This window comes from Enterococcus sp. AZ067, assembly GCF_051715005.1.
GTDB lineage: Bacteria > Bacillota > Bacilli > Lactobacillales > Enterococcaceae > Enterococcus_D > Enterococcus_D casseliflavus.
In genome coordinates, this window is sequence record NZ_JBIOSY010000001.1 from 1,729,777 (window position 1) to 1,750,467 (window position 20,691).

18 protein-coding genes are annotated in these 20,691 nt (G+C 42.5%); 16 read left to right on the forward strand and 2 right to left on the reverse strand.

Going from position 1 to position 20,691, the window contains the following annotated elements:
* Positions 1-8 precede the first annotated feature (8 nt).
* Genes nusA through rbfA form a run of 5 tightly spaced genes read left to right on the forward strand, consistent with a single transcriptional unit; the run spans position 9 to position 4,960 of the window.
* Complete coding sequence (nusA, locus tag IGI82_RS08190) at positions 9-1,223, forward strand: transcription termination factor NusA (RefSeq protein WP_060792086.1); 1,215 nt, start codon at positions 9-11, stop codon at positions 1,221-1,223.
* Between the two features lie 16 nt (positions 1,224-1,239).
* Positions 1,240-1,536, forward strand: coding sequence for an RNase P modulator RnpM (rnpM, locus tag IGI82_RS08195; RefSeq protein ID WP_005225922.1), 297 nt, complete (start codon positions 1,240-1,242; stop codon positions 1,534-1,536).
* Positions 1,529-1,831 (forward strand): YlxQ-related RNA-binding protein, encoded by a 303-nt coding sequence (locus IGI82_RS08200; protein ID WP_015509584.1) that lies wholly within the window; start codon positions 1,529-1,531, stop codon positions 1,829-1,831. The genes rnpM and IGI82_RS08200 overlap by 8 nt, the downstream gene beginning before the upstream one ends.
* Positions 1,832-1,843: 12 nt before the next feature.
* On the forward strand, positions 1,844-4,576 hold the full coding sequence (gene infB, locus IGI82_RS08205) for a translation initiation factor IF-2 (protein ID WP_005225924.1): 2,733 nt from the start codon (positions 1,844-1,846) through the stop codon (positions 4,574-4,576).
* Positions 4,577-4,609: 33 nt separating this feature from the next.
* Positions 4,610-4,960: a 30S ribosome-binding factor RbfA gene (gene rbfA, locus IGI82_RS08210; protein ID WP_005225925.1), complete on the forward strand. Its 351-nt coding sequence runs from the start codon at positions 4,610-4,612 to the stop codon at positions 4,958-4,960.
* A 51-nt stretch (positions 4,961-5,011) separates the two neighbouring features.
* Here rbfA and IGI82_RS08215 read toward each other — a convergent pair whose 3' ends face one another.
* Positions 5,012-5,590, reverse strand: a complete 579-nt coding sequence (locus IGI82_RS08215; protein ID WP_438842026.1) for a phosphatase PAP2 family protein — start codon at positions 5,588-5,590, stop codon at positions 5,012-5,014.
* 122 nt (positions 5,591-5,712) lie between these two features.
* Here IGI82_RS08215 and truB point away from each other — a divergent pair, with 122 nt between their 5' ends.
* The 4 genes from truB to iadA all read left to right on the forward strand — a co-directional run bounded on the left by truB (position 5,713) and on the right by iadA (position 10,741).
* Positions 5,713-6,639 (forward strand): tRNA pseudouridine(55) synthase TruB, encoded by a 927-nt coding sequence (truB, locus tag IGI82_RS08220; protein ID WP_438842027.1) that lies wholly within the window; start codon positions 5,713-5,715, stop codon positions 6,637-6,639.
* A gap of 2 nt (positions 6,640-6,641) precedes the next feature.
* Complete coding sequence (ribF, locus tag IGI82_RS08225) at positions 6,642-7,595, forward strand: riboflavin biosynthesis protein RibF (RefSeq protein WP_170927522.1); 954 nt, start codon at positions 6,642-6,644, stop codon at positions 7,593-7,595.
* Positions 7,596-7,834: 239 nt separating this feature from the next.
* Positions 7,835-9,526, forward strand: coding sequence for a putative basic amino acid antiporter YfcC (gene yfcC, locus IGI82_RS08230; protein ID WP_170927566.1), 1,692 nt, complete (start codon positions 7,835-7,837; stop codon positions 9,524-9,526).
* A gap of 30 nt (positions 9,527-9,556) precedes the next feature.
* Positions 9,557-10,741, forward strand: coding sequence for a beta-aspartyl-peptidase (gene iadA / locus IGI82_RS08235; RefSeq protein ID WP_438842028.1), 1,185 nt, complete (start codon positions 9,557-9,559; stop codon positions 10,739-10,741).
* Between the two features lie 137 nt (positions 10,742-10,878).
* On the opposite strand, the gene IGI82_RS08240 is transcribed toward iadA, so the two are convergent.
* Positions 10,879-11,745: an aldo/keto reductase gene (locus IGI82_RS08240; RefSeq protein WP_438842029.1), complete on the reverse strand. Its 867-nt coding sequence runs from the start codon at positions 11,743-11,745 to the stop codon at positions 10,879-10,881.
* A gap of 117 nt (positions 11,746-11,862) precedes the next feature.
* Between IGI82_RS08240 and IGI82_RS08245 the strand changes: the two genes are divergently transcribed.
* The 7 genes from IGI82_RS08245 (at position 11,863) to IGI82_RS08275 (ending at position 20,461) form a co-directional block, all read left to right on the forward strand.
* On the forward strand, positions 11,863-12,510 hold the full coding sequence (locus tag IGI82_RS08245; protein WP_087627395.1) for a hypothetical protein: 648 nt from the start codon (positions 11,863-11,865) through the stop codon (positions 12,508-12,510).
* A gap of 441 nt (positions 12,511-12,951) precedes the next feature.
* Positions 12,952-14,142 (forward strand): radical SAM family heme chaperone HemW, encoded by a 1,191-nt coding sequence (gene hemW, locus IGI82_RS08250; protein WP_086295222.1) that lies wholly within the window; start codon positions 12,952-12,954, stop codon positions 14,140-14,142.
* Between the two features lie 183 nt (positions 14,143-14,325).
* Entirely contained in the window at positions 14,326-15,369 is a 1,044-nt protein-coding gene (gene hrcA, locus IGI82_RS08255) for a heat-inducible transcriptional repressor HrcA (protein ID WP_005225934.1), read from the forward strand.
* Positions 15,370-15,407: 38 nt separating this feature from the next.
* Positions 15,408-15,995, forward strand: coding sequence for a nucleotide exchange factor GrpE (gene grpE, locus IGI82_RS08260; protein WP_167822821.1), 588 nt, complete (start codon positions 15,408-15,410; stop codon positions 15,993-15,995).
* A gap of 52 nt (positions 15,996-16,047) precedes the next feature.
* Complete coding sequence (gene dnaK / locus IGI82_RS08265; RefSeq protein ID WP_005225936.1) at positions 16,048-17,877, forward strand: molecular chaperone DnaK; 1,830 nt, start codon at positions 16,048-16,050, stop codon at positions 17,875-17,877.
* A gap of 126 nt (positions 17,878-18,003) precedes the next feature.
* Positions 18,004-19,173 carry a molecular chaperone DnaJ gene (gene dnaJ, locus IGI82_RS08270; protein WP_005225937.1) on the forward strand — a complete coding sequence of 390 codons (1,170 nt, stop codon included), beginning with the start codon at positions 18,004-18,006 and terminating at the stop codon, positions 19,171-19,173.
* Between the two features lie 187 nt (positions 19,174-19,360).
* Positions 19,361-20,461, forward strand: coding sequence for a glycerol dehydrogenase (locus IGI82_RS08275; protein WP_034857973.1), 1,101 nt, complete (start codon positions 19,361-19,363; stop codon positions 20,459-20,461).
* The last annotated feature ends 230 nt before the right edge of the window (positions 20,462-20,691 follow it).

A 20,691-nucleotide genomic window follows, 5' to 3' on the forward strand; every position in this document is an offset into this window, starting at 1 on the left:
AAAGAATCATGAGTAAAGAAATGTTGAATGCATTGGATGCATTAGAAGCAGAGAAAGGCATTTCAAAAGAGATTGTCATCGATGCCTTGGAAGCGGCATTGGTTTCAGCGTACAAACGTCATTACGGGCAAGCACAAAATGTGGAAGTTGAATTTGATCAGAAAAAAGGCAACATCCACGTCTATGCAGTCAAAGAAGTGACAGAAGAAGTCATGGACTCGCAACTAGAGGTTTCATTAAAAGAAGCGATGACAATCAATCCCGCTTATGAAATCGGCGACAAAATCCGTTTTGAAGTAACGCCTAAAGACTTTGGTCGTATTGCGGCGCAAACGGCAAAACAAGTCATTTTGCAACGGGTCCGTGAAGCGGAAAGAAACATTATTTATAACGAATTTAGTGCGTACGAAAAAGACATTCTGCAAGGAATCGTTGAACGCCAAGACAATCGTTATATCTATGTAAACTTAGGCAAAATTGAAGCCGTGCTTTCAAAACAAGACCAAATGCCAAATGAGTTTTATCAACCCCATGATCGGATCAAAGTATTCGTTTCTCGTGTTGAAAATACTTCGAAAGGCCCTCAAGTATTCGTTAGCCGTAGCCATCCAGATTTGCTACGCCGATTATTTGAACAAGAAGTGCCAGAAGTATATGATGGTACTGTAGAGATCGTAAGTATTGCTCGTGAAGCAGGGGATCGTGCCAAAGTCGCTGTTCGTTCCTTTGATGCCAACGTCGATCCAGTCGGCACTTGTGTCGGCCCTAAAGGTCAACGGGTTCAAGCGATCGTCAATGAACTAAAAGGCGAAAACATGGACATCGTGGAATGGAATGAAGATCCAGCGATCTTCATCGCCAATGCGTTGAATCCAGCAGAAGTCAGCGACGTTATTTTCGACGTTGATAATCCGAAGGCATGTACTGTTGTCGTGCCTGATTACCAATTATCATTGGCGATCGGTAAACGCGGACAAAATGCTCGTCTAGCAGCCAAATTGACTGGCTTCAAAATCGATATCAAATCAGAAACAGATATGGAAGAGTTTTATGCGAAGCTGGATGAAGGCGACTATATCGATGAGTATGATGCAACTGCTTCAGAAGCTGCTGAAGAAAGCAGCACAGAAGCAACAGAATCTGCAGAAACAGTTGATGAAGCGATCCTTTCATCAGACATGACTGCGGATGATTATGAAAATGTTGAGTTTGACGAAAAATAGTTGAGGTGAGATCGTGATGAAAAAACGAAAAATTCCTTTACGAAAATCAGTGATTTCAGGCGAAATGTTGCCTAAGAAAGAAATGCTTCGTATCACTCGTTCAAAAGAAGGCGTTGTTTCCATCGATCCAACAGGAAAAATGCCCGGTCGAGGAGCTTATATAGCGATCGAACCGGCTGAAGCCCAGAAAGCATGGGATAAGCGGATCTTGGATCGGGTGCTGGAAACGAAATTAACAGATGAATTTTACCAAGAACTATTGGACTATGTAACGCACCAAAAAGCGCGAAAAGAGTTATTTGCAAATGAATAAAACCAAAGCATTAAATATGTTAGGACTAGCCATGCGTGCTGGGAAATTAGTGACTGGTGAAGAAATGACCTTAAAAGAGATTCGCAATGAGAAAGCTGCTTTGGTCATTGTCGCCAGTGATGCTGGTAAAAATACACAAAAGAAAATTAAGGACAAAAGTTCTTACTACGAAATTCCGCTCCTAGATGCATTTTCTGCTGATGAAATCAGTGCGGCCATTGGGAAACCAAGAATGGTCATTGGCATCTTAGATCAAGGATTTGCAAGGAAGGTGCAGGAATTAATATTAGGTTAGGAAGGTGATTGCATGGGAAAAAAAAGAATTTATGAACTTGCAAAAGAATGGAACAAATCGAGCAAAGAGGTTGTTGAAAAAGCACAATCTTTAGGCTTTGATGTCAAAAATCATATGGGCGCGATCTCAGATGGAGAGGCGCAGAAATTGCAGCAGTCATTAGGCGGCAATCCAAATGGTAAAACATCTGCAAACTCAAATCCCGCAAATCAGAAACCAGCCAACCAGCCGGAAAAACAAGAACAAAAGAAATTTAAAACGCAAAGAAATAATCCTAACTTCCAAAACCGTCATAACAATCAAAGTCAACAGCGAACTACGCAAAGTAATAACCGTCCTGCTGGTCAAGGACAAGTAGAGCGCACGAACAGTCAAGGAAGTAACAGACCAAATAACCAAGGAAGTCATAATCGAGTGAATAACCAAGAGAATCGTAACAATCAAGGGCAACAAAACCGCCCAACAAACCAAGGACAACAAAACCGTCCGAATAATCAAGGACAGCAAAACCGTCCGAACAATCAAGGGCAACAAAACCGTCCGAATAATCAAGGGCAACAAAATCGCCCAAACAACCAAGGACAACAAAACCGTCCGAATAATCAAGGACAGCAAAACCGTCCGAACAATCAAGGACAACAAAACCGTCCAAACAACCAAGGGCAACAAAATCGTCCGAATAACCAAGGACAGCAAAACCGTCCAAACAACCAAGGACAACAAAATCGTCCGAACAATCAAGGGCAACAAAACCGTCCAGCCGCTCAATCTGCAGGAAATACGCAAGGGGCAGACCGCAACAACAACCGTACGCAAGGCTCGAATGATTCCCGTGGAGGAAATCAAAACCGCGGCAAGTCAAATTACGGTGGACGCAATAACAATTTCAACAACAACAATCGCAATAAATTTAACAAAAAAGGGAAAAAAGGCCGTCAGCAGACGGAAAAGAAACCGCCAGTTCCAGCACGTAAATTCCGTGAACTGCCAGAAGTATTGGAATATACAGAAGGCATGAACGTAGCGGATATCGCGAAAAAAATCTACCGTGAACCAGCAGAGATCATCAAGAAGCTCTTTATGATGGGGGTTATGGTCAATCAAAACCAACCTTTAGATAAAGATACGATTGAACTGCTTGCTACCGATTACGGAATCGAACCACAAGAAAAAGTTCAAGTGGATATCGCAGATATCGATAAATTCTTCGAAGCAGAAGAACAAATTGAAGAGAATTTAGTATCACGACCACCTGTTGTTACCATCATGGGTCACGTTGACCACGGGAAAACAACATTGCTTGATACATTACGTCATTCACGCGTAACAAGTGGTGAAGCTGGAGGAATCACGCAGCATATTGGGGCTTACCAAATCGACATCAATGGCAAACCAATCACTTTCTTAGATACTCCTGGACACGCGGCGTTCACCAGTATGCGTGCACGGGGAGCAAGTATCACTGATATTACGATTTTAGTTGTCGCAGCTGATGATGGTGTCATGCCGCAAACGGTGGAAGCGATCAACCATGCGAAAGCAGCAAAAGTGCCAATCATCGTTGCAGTTAACAAAATCGATAAACCAGGTGCTAACCCTCAACATGTGATGCAAGAATTAAGTGAACATGAGTTGATCCCAGAAGCTTGGGGTGGGGATACGATCTTCGTTGAAATCTCAGCGAAATTTGGGCAAAACATTGAAGAATTGCTTGAAATGATCCTCTTAGTAGCAGAAGTCGAAGATTTGAAAGCTGATCCTACCCAACGGGCGATCGGTACCGTTATTGAAGCGCGCCTTGATAAAGGCAAAGGTCCTGTAGCAACACTATTGGTACAACAAGGAACTCTTCATGTTGGTGATCCAATCGTTGTGGGGAACACTTTCGGTCGTGTCCGCGTGATGACGAATGATTTAGGTCGTCGTGATAAAGCAGCTGGACCTGCAACGCCAGTCGAAATCACAGGATTGAACGATGTCCCTCAAGCAGGTGACCGTTTCGTTACCTTTGAAGATGAAAAAACGGCTCGGGCAGCAGGTGAAGAACGTGCAAAACGTGCCTTGATGGAACAACGTGCATCAAGCAGTCGTGTGACATTGGATAACTTGTTTGAAAGTCTAAAAGAAGGCGAACTGAAAGAAGTGAACGTCATCATCAAAGCAGACGTACAAGGTTCAGCCGAAGCGTTAGCTGCGTCATTGAAGAAAATCGATGTTGAAGGTGTGCGAGTAAACATCGTCCATTCAGCCGTTGGTGCCATTAATGAAAGTGACGTAACGCTAGCAGCAGCAAGTAATGCTATCATCATCGGATTCAACGTCCGCCCTACACCGCAAGCCAAACAGCAAGCAGAAGCAGAAGAAGTCGATATTCGTTTGCATCGCATTATCTACAAAGCGATCGAAGAAATCGAAACAGCGATGAAAGGGATGCTTGATCCTGAATTCGAAGAAAAAATCACCGGTCAAATGATCGTTCGTGAAACCTACAAAGTTTCTAAAGTTGGTACGATCGCTGGTTGCTATGTGACGGAAGGCAGCATTCGCCGTGACAGTGGTGTACGGGTGATTCGTGACGGTATCGTCATCTATGAAGGCAAACTTGCCAGCTTGAAACGCTTCAAAGACGATGTCAAAGAAGTGAAGCTAGGATTTGAATGTGGCGCGATGATCGAGAAATTCAACGACGTAAAAGTCGATGATGTGATCGAAGGCTATGTCATGGAAGAAGTACCAACAAAATAAACGAAATGACAACTATACAAGGAGGCTTTTTGAATGGCTAACTATCGAGATCGCCGAGTGGCGCAAGAAATCTTAAAAGAAGTCAATCAAATTCTTCGTAAAAAAGTTCGTGATCCTCGCGTGCAAGATGTGACGATCACAGATGTACGAGTAACTGGAGATTTGCAGCAAGCAACGATCTTTTACAGCACCTTGACGGACTTGGCTTCAGATAAGCAAAAAGCCCAAGCAGGACTGGAAAAAGCAACTGGGTTGGTTCGTCGTGAACTAGGCCAAGCGCTAACGCTCTACAAAGTTCCAGAAATCCAATTCGAGTTGGATGAATCTGTACAATACGGGAATAAAATTGATGAAATGATTCGCGCATTGCACTCAGAAGAATAAAAAAAAGAACAGCTTCCAGTCGAAGCTGTTCTTTTTTATTTGGAAAAAGCATCAGGAATTCATCAGTAAAGTAACCAGTCCAGCAACACCTGCCCCTAAGAGCCAACCACCGATCACATCTGTTAAAAAATGGATCCCTAAGTAGACTCTGCTAAAGCCAATCATAAAGCTAAGCAAAATTGCCAGTAAGGTCATCGGGATGACAGCTGAGGGAACCAATTGTTCAAGATTCAAGGCGATCGTTCCATACATGGCAGCGGATGTGGCAGCATGAGCACTAGGAAAGCTGTGATCTTTTTCTTCAACTAAACGATGATCAATAGGACGATCTCGTCGGACGATTCGTTTGATCAAGTAAGCAGCTGCTGATACTATGAAGATACTGAGTGCTGTTTTTGGTGCAAGATCCGCCCGCGATGATGGAAAGGCAAACAACAGTAAAGCGATCGCAACTGTCGGAAAGGCTTTTCCTAAATTGGTAAAAAAGTGCATCATGCGCGTCAAAGAGGGCGTACGGCTTTGGATGATCTGCAAAGCAAACGCTTCTTCCCAACGCTGCATCGTGCCGAGCTGAATCATGATCAAAAAAATGGCAAATCCAATAAATGACCCTATCGTTAAAACAACCATTTTAGGACCTCCTTATATGCTTAGTTTATCATGTAATGAGAAAGAGCGAAAAGGATTTTGTCGTGCAATGAATTTTTTTTATATGTTATAATAAGCAAGTTGAAGTGAAATGGAGGAATACGATGGACGGGATTTTACCATTATGGAAAGAGCGCGGACAAACAAGTCACGACTGCGTGTTTAAATTACGAAAAATATTAAAGACAAAAAAAATCGGACACAGCGGCACACTAGATCCTGACGTGGATGGTGTCTTGCCCATTTGTATCGGAAAAGGAACGAAGATCGTCGAATACTTGGTTGATTCTGGAAAAGTCTACACCGGGGAAATCACTTTGGGCTTCAGTACCACTACAGAAGATCGGTCGGGGGATATCGTTGAACAACAAGCACTAACTCGTCCTTTTACGAAGGAAGAGATCGATCAGGCAATGAAACAGTTGGCGGGGACGATTACCCAGATCCCGCCGATGTATTCGGCGGTCAAAGTCAATGGCAAACGACTTTACGAATATGCTCGCAACAATGAAACTGTCGAGCGGCCACAGCGCAAAGCAGAAATTTATTCCTTCAAACGAATTTCAGAGCCGGTTTTTCATGAGGACAATACGCAAAGCTGGCGTTTTGAAGTTTCTTGTGGAAAAGGGACTTATGTTCGCACGTTAGCGGTCGACACAGGGAAATTGCTGGGTGTACCCGCGCATATGTCTGATTTGACTCGCCTAAAAAGCGGTGGTTTTTCAAAAGAACAATCCTACACGATTGCAGAGGTGCAAAAGGCAGTCGATGAACAACGTGTTTCGGAACTACTACTACCTTTAGAATACGGGGTATCAGAATTTCTTCAAGTGACGATCGATGCAGACCTCTGGCAGAAAGTAAAAAATGGCATGCGTTTGCCCTTCAGCGCGTTTGGATTACCAAAGCGCCCAGAGGAATTAGTGGCGATTTTTTATCGAGAACAATTGATCAGTATCTATAAAGCTCATGACAAATATCAGGATATGATGAAACCGGTAAAAGTCATCCGTACAGAAATAGGAGAATGAATATGGAAATCATTGAAATAAGACACCCTTATGATCACGCAGCGATTCCTGAGGAGGAGATCGTCTTAGTTTTAGGCTTTTTCGATGGCGTGCATTTAGGTCATCAAAAAGTCATTGAAACAGGACGAAAGATTGCAGAGGAGAAAGGGTTAAAATTGGCGTTGATGACCTTTAATCAGCATCCCTCGATCGTTTTTCAAAAGGTTGATCCTGAAAAAATGCAATACCTGACCAGTTTGCCGCAAAAAGAAGCGCACATGGAACAACTTGGGGTAGATATTCTTTATATCATTGAATTTACTTCTGCTTTTGCAAATTTGGCACCGCAAGTATTTGTAGATGAATACATGATCGGACTGCATGCAAAAGTTGTTGTTGCAGGTTTTGACTATACCTATGGCAAGAAAGAGATAGCCAACATGGCGCTTTTGCCAACCTATGCAGAAGGACGTTTTGAAGTCGTGACTGTCGCGCAAGAATCGTTTCATGAGGAAAAGGTCAGCTCCACACGCATTCGCTCTGCACTACAAAATGGTGATGTGGCGCAAGTCAATCGCTTGTTAGGGTATATTTATGAATTTGAAGGAACCGTCGTTCACGGTGATGCTAGAGGACGAGAACTTGGGTTTCCAACCGCAAATATCAAAGTGAAGAGCACCGTTCGGTTGCCAAAAGAAGGCGTCTATGTGACGGAAATCAAAGTTGGTGACAAGTGGTATCCATCGATGGGATCGATTGGTCACAATGATACGTTTGGTCAAGGTCGCCAGTTAACAGTAGAGATTTATATTCTCGATTTTCACCAAGATATCTATGGTGAAACCGTGGCGATCCGTTGGCATCATTTCTTACGTGATCAAGTCGCTTTCAATGGCGCACAAGCGTTGATCGAGCAATTAAAGCAAGATGAACGAGACACTGAAGCTTATTTTGATGGGCTTTCTGAAGAAAACTAGTCATTCGTAGTGAAAAGAAGCGTTTCTGGCTTCTTTTCACTTTTTCTTTTTCTCTCTTTTTATAACGTAGTTTATTTGAATTCTAATGCTTTCCCCATGAGGAAAAAACGTTTTTTCGATATACTAAAAAATAGGCTAAAATGATAATTTATGCAGTACGCTGCAAAGGGAAAGGGAGAGAAAAAGTGACAATTGGAAAAAAAGCGAAAAAGGGGAAAGAAAAGAAAGATTTAACCAAAATGAAAACGCCGCATACGTATGTCATCATTTTTGGGGTCGTGCTGTTGGCATGGTTGCTGACTTTCTTAGTTCCTGCTGGGAAATTTAGTACACAAGAAATCGAGTATACCGATGCAAATGGGGACATAAGTACCAGAACGGTCTTGATGCAAGATTCGTTTCGTTATGCCTACCCGTTAGATAACGAATACGTCTATCAACAGTTGAATCAATTGGAAGACGATCCACAAGAGCTGGAAGAATTAGATGTCGATCCTGAGGCTTTAGCAGCTGTTCTAGCTGAAGGGCCTAAAGAGTTGTCCCAGAGTCAATTAGATGAGGTCGGGCTAACGGATGACACCCTTTACAGCCTTTATGGCGAAAAGATTTATGATACTTCAGAAAAACTGCATAAAACAGCCAAGGTTTGGGGAACCGATGACTTTGGCGGTTTCGGCTTTTTAAATTTTGTTTTTGAAGGGTTGGTTTCTGGCGACAAATACGGCTCAGCAGTAGGGATTGCAGCACTGATTTTAGTGGTCGGTGGTGCATTTGGTATTATCATGCAAACGGGAGCGATCGATGCGGGGATCTTTGCATTTATCAGCAAAACCCGTGGATTAGAACGTTTGGCATTGCCGCTGTTGTTCTTTGCTTTTTCATTTGGTGGTGCTACTTTTGGGATGGCAGAAGAAGTCATTCCGTTTTCGATGGTCATGGTGCCTTTCGTGATCGCATTAGGGTATGACTCGATCGTGGCGGTCACTGTCACCTATGTCGCCTCCCAGATTGGGAATGCCACCTCGTGGATGAGTCCATTTAGTGTGGCAGTGGCTCAAGGGATCGCAGGTATTCCCGTTCTTTCAGGCGCAACGTTCCGAATCATCATGTGGGTCGTGGTTACCGCATTATCCGCAGGATACCTCATGATCTATGCCGAAAGAATTCGCAAGAATCCTGAGAAATCGCTCACGTATCAATCAGATGCGTATTTTCGAAATCATCTTGAAAAAACCTCCAGTGAGCAAAAACCATTTTTATTAGGTCATAAATTGATCTTGGTTGAAATGCTGGCGGTCTTGATCTGGATCGTATGGGGTGTGACACAAAAAGGCTATTATATTCCCGAGATCGCTTCTCAATTCTTTGTTATGGGCTTAGGGGCAGGAATCATAGCGGTTCTTTTCAAATTAGAAAATATGGGCTTGAATGATGTGGCGAGTGCCTTTCAATCAGGGGCCTCAGAATTAGCGGGAACTGCAATCGTTGTAGGGATGGCCAAAGGGATTCTTCTGGTTCTCGGCGGTTCTGATGCCAACGTGCCGTCAGCCTTGAATACGATTTTGCACAGCATCGGTGGTTTGTTAAGCAATGTTCCAGCATTTATTGGGGCATGGTTCATGTACATTTTCCAAAGCTTCTTCAATTTGATCGTGACCTCCAATTCAGGTCAGGCTGCATTGACCATGCCGATCATGGCGCCATTAGCTGATCTTTTAGGTGTTTCAAGACAGATCGCTGTATTGGCTTATCAATTAGGCTCAGGCTTCATGGATGCCTTCACTCCAGTATCGGCAAGTCTGATCGGTGTGCTAGGTGTCGCAAGAATCGAATGGGTGAAATGGGCGAAATTCCAGATCAAAATGCAAGGGTTCTTATTTGTATTAGGAACGATCTTCATCTTTATTGCAGTCGCGATCGGCTTGCAATAAGAAGCAATCAGACACGAGGAGGAAGCACTCATGAAGGTGATAAGACAAGCGGAGGTTTATGCGCCTGACTATTTAGGAAAAAAAGATATTCTTTTAAGCGAAGACAAGATCATTGCTATTGAAGATTCGATCGAAGGAGGATTCTCAGGGGTTCCTCTTGAAGAAATCGATGGCACAGGGTTACTTGCTGTTCCCGGCTTTATTGACTGCCACTTTCATATCTTAGGAGGTGGCGGGGAAGGCGGCTTTCAGAACCGGACACCAGAAGTGAAATTGTCTCAGCTGACCTCAGCGGGGGTAACGACAGTGGTTGGGTGTTTGGGTACTGACGGAGTAGGCAGAGATATGACTGCCTTGATCAGTAAGGCCCGTGGACTAGAGGCAGAAGGCATCACGACGTACTTGTATGACGGTTCTTATCGATTGCCATTGAGTCCGGTCACCGATTCTATCATTCAAGATTTTTTGACTATTGACAAAATCATTGGTATCGGTGAAATTGCCGTTTCTGACCATCGTTCTTCACAACCGAGTTTCGAAGAATTTACCCGCGCGGTGGCGGATGCCCGTGTTGGTGGGATGCTTTCTGGAAAAGCAGGCATCGTAAACGTCCACTTAGGTGGAGGAAAGAGAAAATATGAGCTACTTTTACGAACCATCGAAGAAACAGAGATTCCAATCAGCCAATTTTTACCGACACATGCCAATCGGACCAGCGAGCTTTTCGAAGCAAGTATTGCTTTTGCAAAAATGGGTGGAACGATTGATTTTACGGCGAGTGAGGATCCTGATTTCTGGGAAAAAGAAGACGATGAGGTTCGCTTCAGTAAAGGATTGAAGCGTTTGTTAGCAGAAGGGATCGGGCTGGATCAATTTACCATGACCTCTGATGGGCAAGGTAGCCTCCCGTACTTTGATGAAAACAATCAATTCATAGGTCTGGGTGTCGGTAGTTCGCGAGCCTTGATGGTAGGCATTAAAGAAGCAGTCCAAAAAGAGCAGATTCCATTGGAGATCGCCATTCGAGCAATCACTTCTAATCCAGCGAAAGTATTGAAGCTTGATCAAAAGGGACGTCTTGCAGCAGGGATGGATGCTGATATTTGCTTGCTGAACAAAGAAACATTAGTAGTAGAAACGGTTCTAGCGAAAGGCAGAACGATGGTAGAAAAACAAGAAGTGAAAGTGTGGGGTACCTTTGAGCAACTAACATAAGAAGAATCCAGCTTTGACAAACTAAGAAACGGTTGTTTTTCTAAACAGAGTTGTAGAAGAAAATAAGCAGCCCGATCCATGACCAGCATTTACTGGACTTGATCGGACTGCTTTTTTTCAATTAAACGTAAGCATTCTTAAGCTTGCAACGCATCCAATTTCTTCATGTCTTCTTCAGAAATTTCAAAGTCAACTTTAGCATTGTCAGCAATGTATTCTTCATGAACGGATTTTGGCAATGGCAGAATGTCTTTTTGTAGCAAGTAACGAATTGAAAGTTGTGGAATAGATTTTCCATAAGCTTCCGCAATCGTCTTCACTGCATCGTTATCGAGCAAACGACCGGTGGCGATTGGAGAATAGCCTTCCACTAAAATTTCGTGGTCTTTACAAAATGCCAATAACTCTTCATTTGTGCGTCCAATATGGTAAACAAACTGGTTGGCCATCGGTTTCACATCGCAATGATCAAAAATATTCTGTAAATCTTTTTGATCGAAGTTGGAAACACCAATTGATTTTACTTTCCCACTTAAGTAGGCTTCTTCTAGTGCTTTCCAAACATCGATGTTTTCAAGATAAAAATCTTTGTTTTCTGGATTGTTTCCCATGATTTTCCAAGGACGAGGAGCGTGGATCAAAATCAAATCGATATACCCTAAGTCAAGTTTTTTTAGAGAAGCATCAATGCTATCAACCGCTTCTTGATAGGTCTTCAACTCAGCAGGTACTTTCGTGGTAACAAAAATTTCTTCGCGGGCAACGCCTGAATCGCGCACAGCTTTCCCAACCGCTTCTTCGTTTTTGTAAGCTGCCGCTGTATCGACATGTCGATAACCGTTTTGAATGGCAAATTTTGTGGCGTTGTAAGCATCTTCTGGAGAAGATTGCCAGGTTCCAAGGCCAATCTTAGGAATTGTCAGTTTGTTCTGCAAGGTAAATGTTTCTTGTAATATCACGTATCTCAACCTACTTTCATCGCTTTTTTTTGTTACATTTTCCATTATAAAACGTTTTCTTGTTTGAAACAAATCAGACGCTGAAACTTTTTCGGTAAATTGACTTTCAAAAGGATCTTTGATACATTATCAGCAACCTAAACGCAGAAAGATGTGGAAAAAATGGATTTTGTAAAAGAAGATTTTGCCTATTATCGGCGCTCTTTTGAGTTGATGTATCGCAGTTATTTCCGTAGAAGAATGATTGCCCTTGGTGTGGCGATTTTGATTATCTTAGGTTATTTATTTTTGTTACAAGAAAGTTTGCTTTTAAACATCATCTTGTTAGGTATTTTGCTAGGGATGATGGCGTGGCTAGTTTCACTTTATCAGAAGGCGAGTGAGGTCGTACGTGCTTTTGAAGAAGAAAATCAGGTGCCGCAAATTCATCAACTGACAGAATTCGAGGATCATTATGCGTTCCCAATGAACGATGGAACAACGATGCGCGTGAAGAAAAACGGCAATCGCAACTTCCCTTCCAATAATAAGCAGTACACGTTGATGGCAGGCTATAAAAAAGTTTTCTTTGTGCAACAACCCTTGATGATTTTTTACTATGACCTCTTGGAAATGAAGTATGATGAAGCGTATCGTTTGAAACGAAATCGCCAAAACGGGTTCAATCGTTGGTCGCGTTATTTCAGCTTTCGCTCCTTTAAGGGATCGATCGGCAATGTTTTTCAATTCTTGCTGGGAAATATTTTCTTCTTATTTATTGCGTATCGGTTGATCCGCTATCTGATCGATATTTTGCTGCACATTCTATAACGGTCGCCAAGGGGATAATTCTCATCGTTTTCATAGACTGGTGAAAAAGATGATAGGACTTAATTTTTTAAAAAAGGTATACTTAAGTCAGATAAGACAAGCAATTGTCTTTCAAGAATAAGAGTCCTGCTCTTGTTAAGTAAGCCGTCAGCAACAGCTTATCTATTGTGGCGCTAACAGTTTGGGGGAAGTGTTAGTTCTTGTAACAAACAGATTTTTTTCTGGGTGGGATAAGAACAAAAGCGGTATTTTACCGTACTTAATAAGAGTAGTGCTCTTAATTTTTGCTATGACTATTTGAAGACATCACTTCTTGGAAGTGGTGTTTTTTCTTGCCCAAAATAGTCCAAGTGATAGGAGAATTCTAAGAACTATGCTACAATGAGTGCCGATGCTCTCAGCGATGGGAGTAAAAAGAAGGTAGAGGAGAATCACTTAGGAATGCCTGAAGGTCAAACAATAAACGATCCATCTACAAAAAGCGCGCAAAATATTTCTGCGTATATACATATACCATTCTGTGAACATATCTGCTATTACTGTGACTTCAACAAAGTGTTTTTAGAAGGGCAGCCAGTGGATGAGTACATCGAAGCGTTACTAAAAGAAATTGAGCTGACCCTCTTGCGTCAGCCTATCAATGAGGCGGAAACAATTTATATCGGCGGCGGGACGCCAACGTCGCTTTCGGCGAACCAGCTGGATCGATTGCTTTCAGGTGTGCATGAATTGCTGCCGACCCACACAACCAAAGAGTTTACCGTGGAAGCAAATCCTGGTGATTTGAGTGAAGAAAAAATGCTGGTTTTGAAAAACCATCAAGTCACTCGCTTGTCGATGGGGGTCCAAACCTTTGATAATCGCTTGCTTAAAAAAATTGGCCGCAAGCATACCGCTGAAGATGTTTATTCAACCATTCAGCTGCTGGAAAAACATGATTTTCAGAATGTGACGATCGATTTGATTTATGCACTTCCGGGACAAAGCATAGAAAGCTTCCGTGATACACTGACGCGAGCGATTGATCTCGGGTTGCCTCACTATGCGATGTATTCCTTGATTTTAGAAAACAAAACCATGTTTATGAACTGGGTTCGCCAAGGGAGAATGGCGCTGCCTTCTCAAGAAGCTGAAACGCAGATGTTTGATGAGGCGATCGCCGCGATGACAAAAGCTGGCTTGAATCAATATGAAATCAGTAATTTTGCACGACCAGGGTATGAGTCCTTGCATAATCTAGTGTATTGGAACAATGAACATTATTTTGGCTTTGGGGCAGGCGCCAGCGGGTATCTTGGACAGACCCGCTACAAGAACAAAGGTCCAATCCAGCATTATTTGAAACCATTACAGGAAAATCAATTGCCAATCCATGAAACCGAAGAATTGACAACCAGTAATCAAATGGAAGAGGAACTGTTTTTAGGCCTTCGTAAAAAGGCTGGCATTTCAAAAATACGCTTTGCAGAAAAATTCGGGAAGTCTTTTCAGGAAATCTATGGTTCAACTAGCGAACAGTTGATTCAAAAAGGCTGGTTGGCTAGTCAAGGTGATCGTGTCTTTTTAACGAAAGCTGGGATGTTCATTGGCAACGAAGTGTTTGAAGCATTTCTCTTGGATGGAGAAAAATAAGAAAGAACAAGGAAGAGAAGTAGCCATTTCGCGCTACTTCTTTTTTTGATTTCTTTTTTTAGCACTCTCTTAGAAAGAGTGCTAAAAAAGTGATGCAAATACTTGACATTCCTAGCAAATATGGTATATTTATAATCGTGTTAGCACTTAATAGGAATGAGTGCTAACGGAGGAGTGGATAAAATGTTGACACCTAGACAACAAATGATTTTACACCTCATCATCCAAAACTATACGAATACTGGTCAGCCCACGGGCTCGAAGCGATTGATGGAAGATGGGGTTGAAGCTAGCTCTGCCACCATTCGTAATGAGATGAAGGCGCTGGAAGAAGCTGGACTTCTGCTAAAAACACATTCATCTTCAGGGCGTGTGCCATCAATAAAAGGGTATCGCTATTACGTTGATCACTTATTGAAGCCATCTGAAGTTGACCAAAACGAAATTCAAACCATTCGTCATTCTTTTGGAAAAGATTTTCATGAAATCAATGAAATCATCCAGCAGTCTGCCACGATCTTGTCCAACTTGACTAGCTATACAGCGTTGTCTCTCGGACCAGATATGAAGGAAAGGAAATTGACGGGCTTTCGAATCGTCCCTTTGAATGCACGACAGATCATCGCGATCATCGTGACGGATAAAGGAAATGTCGAAAATCAAGTCTTTACTCTTCCTGAATCGATGAGCAGCGAAGATTTGGAAAAAATGGTAAGGATCATCAACGACAAATTGATCGGTGAACCTCTAATGACGGTCTACCATCGATTAAGAACCGAGATTCCTATGATTCTGCATAAGTATTTTCAAACGACTGACGGAATCGTTGATCTCTTTGATACGATGCTGAGCCATATTTTTGAAGAAAAAATCTTCGTCGGCGGGCGAATGAATCTTCTGGATTTTGAACCGACGCAAGATGTTAGTCAGTTCAAATCGATGTATTCATTTATGAAAAACGCAGATCAGCTGACACAGCTGCTGGCGCCAAGAGATTCTGCGATTCAAATCAGAATCGGCTCTGAGCTTGGCAACGACTTGTTACAAAATATGAGTTTGATCCAAGCCAGCTATGAAATCGAAGGTCATGGACAAGGAACGATCGCTTTATTAGGTCCATCAAGTATGCCGTATTCACGGATGTTTGGATTGATGGAAGTTTTTCGAGGCGAGTTAGCAAAAAAATTGGCCGATTATTATCGCGCATTAGACGCTGCCAATGAATAAGCGGCAATGAAACAAATCGTAGAAGGGATGGTTGAAACGTGACGGAAAAAGAAGAGCGTTTAGATGAAGAATTAGATAAAACTGCTGAAGAAACCGCAGAAACAACTGAATCTTCAAATGAATCAACTGAAACTGAAGCACAGACTCCTCAACCAGAGGAAGAAGCAGTGGGAAAAAGCGAATTGGAACTTTTGCAAGAAAAGAATAACGAATTGGAAGATCAATTCCTGCGTGCTCGTGCAGAGATCGCAAATATCACTTCACGTAACCGCAACGAGCGGGAACTTTTACAAAAATACCGCTCGCAAGATCTTGGCAAAAAACTGTTGCCAGCAATCGACAATTTGGAACGAGCGATGGCAGCAGATGTCGATCAAGACCAAGCTGCGAATTTGAAAAAAGGCGTTGAAATGGTTCTTGAAAGTCTGCGTCAAGCCTTAAAAGAAGAGGGAATCGAAGAGATTCCTGCTGAAGGTGCAATGTTCGATCCGAACTTGCATCAAGCGGTGCAGACTGTACCTGCCTCTGATGAAACACCGGCAGACACAATCGTTACTGTCTTGCAAAAAGGGTATAAATTGCATGATCGTGTCTTGCGTGCAAGCATGGTCATCGTTGCACAATAGTTCTTTCTATCTATAAGTAGATGTTTAAATTAAAAAAGGGAGTGTATTACTTATGAGTAAAATTATCGGTATCGACTTAGGAACAACAAACTCAGCTGTTGCTGTCCTTGAAGGCGGCGAAGCAAAAATCATTACGAATCCAGAAGGAAACCGTACCACACCTTCTGTTGTCTCATTCAAAAACGGTGAGATCCAAGTAGGGGAAGTTGCAAAACGCCAAGCAGTAACAAACCCGAATACGATTTCTTCTATTAAACGCCATATGGGTGAAGCTGGATACAAAGTAGAAGTTGAAGGCAAATCTTACACACCACAAGAAGTTTCCGCAATGGTTCTTCAATACATCAAAGGATTTGCTGAAGACTATTTAGGTGAAAAAGTTGAAAAAGCAGTCATTACTGTTCCTGCATACTTCAACGATGCGCAACGTCAAGCAACCAAAGATGCTGGTAAAATTGCCGGTCTTGAAGTAGAACGGATCGTCAACGAACCAACTGCCGCAGCTTTAGCTTATGGGTTAGATAAAACAGATAAAGATGAAAAAATCCTAGTCTTTGACTTAGGTGGTGGTACTTTCGACGTATCGATCCTTGAATTAGGGGATGGCGTCTTTGACGTATTATCAACTGCTGGGGACAACAACCTAGGTGGGGATGACTTTGATAACAAAATCATCGACCACATGGTAGCAGAATTCAAAAAAGAAAACGGCATTGATCTTGGAAAAGACAAAATGGCCTTGCAACGTTTGAAAGATGCTGCTGAAAAAGCGAAAAAAGACTTGTCAGGTGTAACAAGTACTCAAATCAGCTTGCCATTTATCACAGCTGGTGATGCTGGTCCATTGCACTTGGAAATGACCTTGACTCGTGCGAAATTCGATGAATTGACCGCAGACCTAGTCGAACGGACAAAAATTCCAGTACGCCAAGCTTTGAAAGATGCTGGCTTGTCACAATCAGAAATCGATGAAGTCATCTTAGTTGGTGGTTCAACACGTATTCCAGCAGTAGTTGATGCTGTTCGTAAAGAAACCAATAAAGAACCAAACAAATCAGTAAACCCAGATGAAGTGGTAGCGATGGGTGCTGCGATCCAAGGTGGCGTGATCACAGGTGATGTGAAAGATGTCGTCTTACTAGACGTTACACCATTATCATTAGGTATCGAAACAATGGGTGCCGTCTTCACAAAACTGATCGATCGTAACACAACGATCCCTACAAGTAAATCACAAGTCTTCTCAACTGCAGCAGACAATCAACCAGCCGTTGATATCCATGTCTTGCAAGGAGAACGCCCAATGGCAGCTGACAACAAAACATTAGGTAGATTCCAATTGACGGATATTCCACCAGCACCTCGTGGCATCCCTCAAATCGAAGTAACATTTGATATCGATAAAAATGGGATCGTCAATGTTTCTGCAAAAGATTTAGGTACACAAAAAGAACAAAAAATCACGATCAAATCATCTTCAGGTTTATCAGATGAAGAAATCGAACGCATGGTAAAAGATGCTGAAGCAAACGCTGAAGCCGACAAACAACGCAAAGAAGAAGTTGATCTACGCAATGACGTCGATGCTTTGTTGTTCACTGTTGATAAAACATTGAAAGAGCTTGAAGGCAAAGTGGATGCAGACGAAGTCAAAAAAGCGGAAGAAGCTCGTGATGAGTTGAAAGCTGCACTTGAAGCAAACAACTTAGAAGAAATGAAAACGAAACGTGATGCTTTGAATGAAATCGTACAAAACTTAACTGTTAAATTATACGAACAAGCAGCACAACAACAAGCACAAGAAAATCCAGAAGCTGCACAAGGCGGCGCAGACGATGTGGTTGACGCCGACTTTGAAGAAGTAGACGGTGACGATAAATAATCGCTGTTTGTGAAAAAGCCAAAGTCACCGCTTTGGCTTTTTCTTATGAATTTGCGAAACGTATTTTTCTAGAGCGAATTATATGCTAAAATACGAGAGACGCAAGAATATAGTGGAGGGAAGCCAATGGCAGACAAAAGAGATTATTATGAGGTCTTAGGTCTACAAAAAGGGGCTTCGGATGACGAAATCAAAAAAGCTTATCGTAAGCTTTCAAAACAATATCATCCAGACATCAATAAAGAACCTGATGCAGAAGCAAAGTTTAAAGAGATTTCTGAGGCCTATGAAATATTAAGTGATTCCCAAAAAAGAGCTGCTTATGACCAGTATGGTCATGCTGGTACCGATCCGAACTACGGAGGCGGTTATGGCGGTGGATTCGGCGGCTTTAACAGTGGCGGATTCTCCGGTGGCGGTTTTGGTGGATTTGAAGACATTTTCGAATCGTTTTTCGGTGGTGGAGGCGGCAGAGCAGCCAATCCTAATGCACCTCGACAAGGAGCGGACTTGCAATATGCGGTTGATCTTTCCTTTGAAGAAGCGATTTTCGGAGTGGAAAAAACTGTTCAATACAATCGTGAAGAAACCTGTCATACCTGCGGTGGGAACGGGGCAAAACCAGGTACTTCACCAGAAACCTGTCATAAATGTCATGGTGCAGGTACCATCAATGTTGAACGTCAAACACCGCTTGGTCGTGTGATGAGCCGTCAAACCTGTGATGTTTGTCATGGAACTGGGAAAGAAATCAAAGAACCATGTACAACATGTCATGGTACTGGCCATGAAAAGAAAAAACACAGTGTGAAAGTCAACGTACCTGCAGGTGTCGAAGATGGACAACAAATGCGCTTGTCTGGTCAAGGAGAAGCTGGCACCAATGGTGGTCCTTATGGTGATCTGTACGTTGTTTTCCGAGTGGAAGAAAGTGATATTTTTGACCGTGATGGGTCGGAAATTTATTACGAACTGCCGTTAAACTTTGTCCAAGCTGCTTTAGGCGACGAAGTCAATGTACCAACGGTTCATGGGAATGTGAAATTAAAAATTCCAGCTGGTACGCAAACAGGCACAAACTTCCGCTTACGCGGTAAGGGAGCCCCTCGCTTACGGGGAGGCGGCAATGGCGATCAACAGGTCAAAGTGAAGCTGATCACACCTAAGAACTTAAATGAGGAACAAAAAGAGGCATTGCGGGCTTATGCAAAAGCCAGTGGCCATGAAACGAACGAACAACAACCAGAAGGATTTTTTGATAAAATGAAAGATGCTTTTGGTGGGAAAAAGAAATAACCATGAAAAAATCCAACTCATGCCCTTATAAAACCATCCGTTTTATAAGGGCATGAGTGTTTGTATGGCTATAAATGTGCAGTATGGGCAAGAATCGAATCTTCTTGGCCATCTTTTTTTCTTTTCCTTTGAAATCGCTTGCTTAGTGTGTCACAATAAAAGTAGACCAATTAAAGGAGGAGATACAATGGAAAGAATATTTGCGAGTCCGTCACGATACGTTCAAGGAAAAGGGGTCTTGAAGCATGGGTTATCCCATATCAAAGATTTAGGAAAGAAAGTGCTTCTTTTGACCGATGAAACTGTTTGGAAAATTGCCGGTGAAGAACTATTTGAGAACCTGAAAGCAGCCGAGTTAGAACCGGTAAAAGAAATTTTTGGTGGAGAAGCTTCTGCAAATGAAATCGATCGTATCGTCTCTAAAGCCAAAAGTGAATCAATCGAAGTGATTGCCGCATTAGGTGGTGGGAAAGCCATCGATACTGGGAAAGCTGTTGCGGATGAATTGAAAATACCGATTGCTGTTTTGCCAACGATTGCCTCCACTGATGCACCAACTTCGGCACTTTCTGTTATTTATACTGATGAAGGTCGTTTTGAAAAGTATCGTTTTTATAACAAAAATCCTGAACTTGTCTTAGTGGATACCGCTGTGATTGCCAAAGCGCCTGCCAAATTACTAGCCGCTGGTATTGCGGATGCACTCGCAACCTATGTCGAGGCACGTGCTGTTGCTCGAAGCCATAGTAAAAATATGGTCGGCGGGGTGCAACCAATTGCCAGCATGGCGATCGCTGAAAAATGCGAAGAGATCCTTTTTGAGAATGCCTTAAAAGCCTATCAAGCGAATAAAAAACAAGTCGTTACCGAAGCTTTTGAACAAATCGTGGAAGCAAACACTTTGCTTAGTGGATTAGGCTTTGAAAGTGCAGGTCTGGCAGCAGCTCATGCGATTCATAATGGCTTGACAGCCCTTGAAGGAGACGTTCATGATCTGACCCATGGTGAGAAGGTTGCTTACGGAACACTCACACAATTGATGCTGGAAAATGCAGATCCTGAAGAGCTCGACCAATATATAGAATTGTATCAGGCATTAGAATTACCGACGACATTATCCGACATGCATCTTGCGGAAGCCAGCGATGCAGACCTATTAAAAATTGGCGAGCAAGCAACCATCGAAGGGGAAACGATCCACAATATGCCATTTCCGGTTTCTGCAGAAGATGTTGCAGCAGCGATCAAAGCCGTGGATGCCTATGTGAGTGCTTACTATCCTCTATAATGTTATTTTATTAAAGATCATCAATGTGTGCTCGGTGATTTCAAAAAACGTTTGACAATAAAAAAGAGTCGTGCTATTTTGATAACAAGCAAATTAAAGGAGGGAACAAGACATGACAAACGTCAACACACAAACTACCTGTTGTTGTTGTATGGTGCAAAAAGCAGCATACCGATTTGTCATGCCTATTATTAGTTCCTTTGTCGCATAAGATCGCTGAAGTTTCTTTA

What these genes read in the sequence shown, in the direction of transcription:
- nusA (WP_060792086.1), top strand. Translation starts at nt 9, where the DNA reads ATGAGTAAAGAAATGTTGAATGCATTGGATGCATTAGAAGCAGAGAAA.
- rnpM (WP_005225922.1), top strand. Translation starts at nt 1,240, where the DNA reads ATGAAAAAACGAAAAATTCCTTTACGAAAATCAGTGATTTCAGGCGAA.
- IGI82_RS08200 (WP_015509584.1), top strand. Translation starts at nt 1,529, where the DNA reads ATGAATAAAACCAAAGCATTAAATATGTTAGGACTAGCCATGCGTGCT.
- infB (WP_005225924.1), top strand. Translation starts at nt 1,844, where the DNA reads ATGGGAAAAAAAAGAATTTATGAACTTGCAAAAGAATGGAACAAATCG.
- rbfA (WP_005225925.1), top strand. Translation starts at nt 4,610, where the DNA reads ATGGCTAACTATCGAGATCGCCGAGTGGCGCAAGAAATCTTAAAAGAA.
- IGI82_RS08215 (WP_438842026.1), bottom strand. Translation starts at nt 5,590, where the DNA reads ATGGTTGTTTTAACGATAGGGTCATTTATTGGATTTGCCATTTTTTTG.
- truB (WP_438842027.1), top strand. Translation starts at nt 5,713, where the DNA reads ATGGACGGGATTTTACCATTATGGAAAGAGCGCGGACAAACAAGTCAC.
- ribF (WP_170927522.1), top strand. Translation starts at nt 6,642, where the DNA reads ATGGAAATCATTGAAATAAGACACCCTTATGATCACGCAGCGATTCCT.
- yfcC (WP_170927566.1), top strand. Translation starts at nt 7,835, where the DNA reads ATGAAAACGCCGCATACGTATGTCATCATTTTTGGGGTCGTGCTGTTG.
- iadA (WP_438842028.1), top strand. Translation starts at nt 9,557, where the DNA reads ATGAAGGTGATAAGACAAGCGGAGGTTTATGCGCCTGACTATTTAGGA.
- IGI82_RS08240 (WP_438842029.1), bottom strand. Translation starts at nt 11,745, where the DNA reads ATGGAAAATGTAACAAAAAAAAGCGATGAAAGTAGGTTGAGATACGTG.
- IGI82_RS08245 (WP_087627395.1), top strand. Translation starts at nt 11,863, where the DNA reads ATGGATTTTGTAAAAGAAGATTTTGCCTATTATCGGCGCTCTTTTGAG.
- hemW (WP_086295222.1), top strand. Translation starts at nt 12,952, where the DNA reads ATGCCTGAAGGTCAAACAATAAACGATCCATCTACAAAAAGCGCGCAA.
- hrcA (WP_005225934.1), top strand. Translation starts at nt 14,326, where the DNA reads ATGTTGACACCTAGACAACAAATGATTTTACACCTCATCATCCAAAAC.
- dnaK (WP_005225936.1), top strand. Translation starts at nt 16,048, where the DNA reads ATGAGTAAAATTATCGGTATCGACTTAGGAACAACAAACTCAGCTGTT.
- dnaJ (WP_005225937.1), top strand. Translation starts at nt 18,004, where the DNA reads ATGGCAGACAAAAGAGATTATTATGAGGTCTTAGGTCTACAAAAAGGG.
- IGI82_RS08275 (WP_034857973.1), top strand. Translation starts at nt 19,361, where the DNA reads ATGGAAAGAATATTTGCGAGTCCGTCACGATACGTTCAAGGAAAAGGG.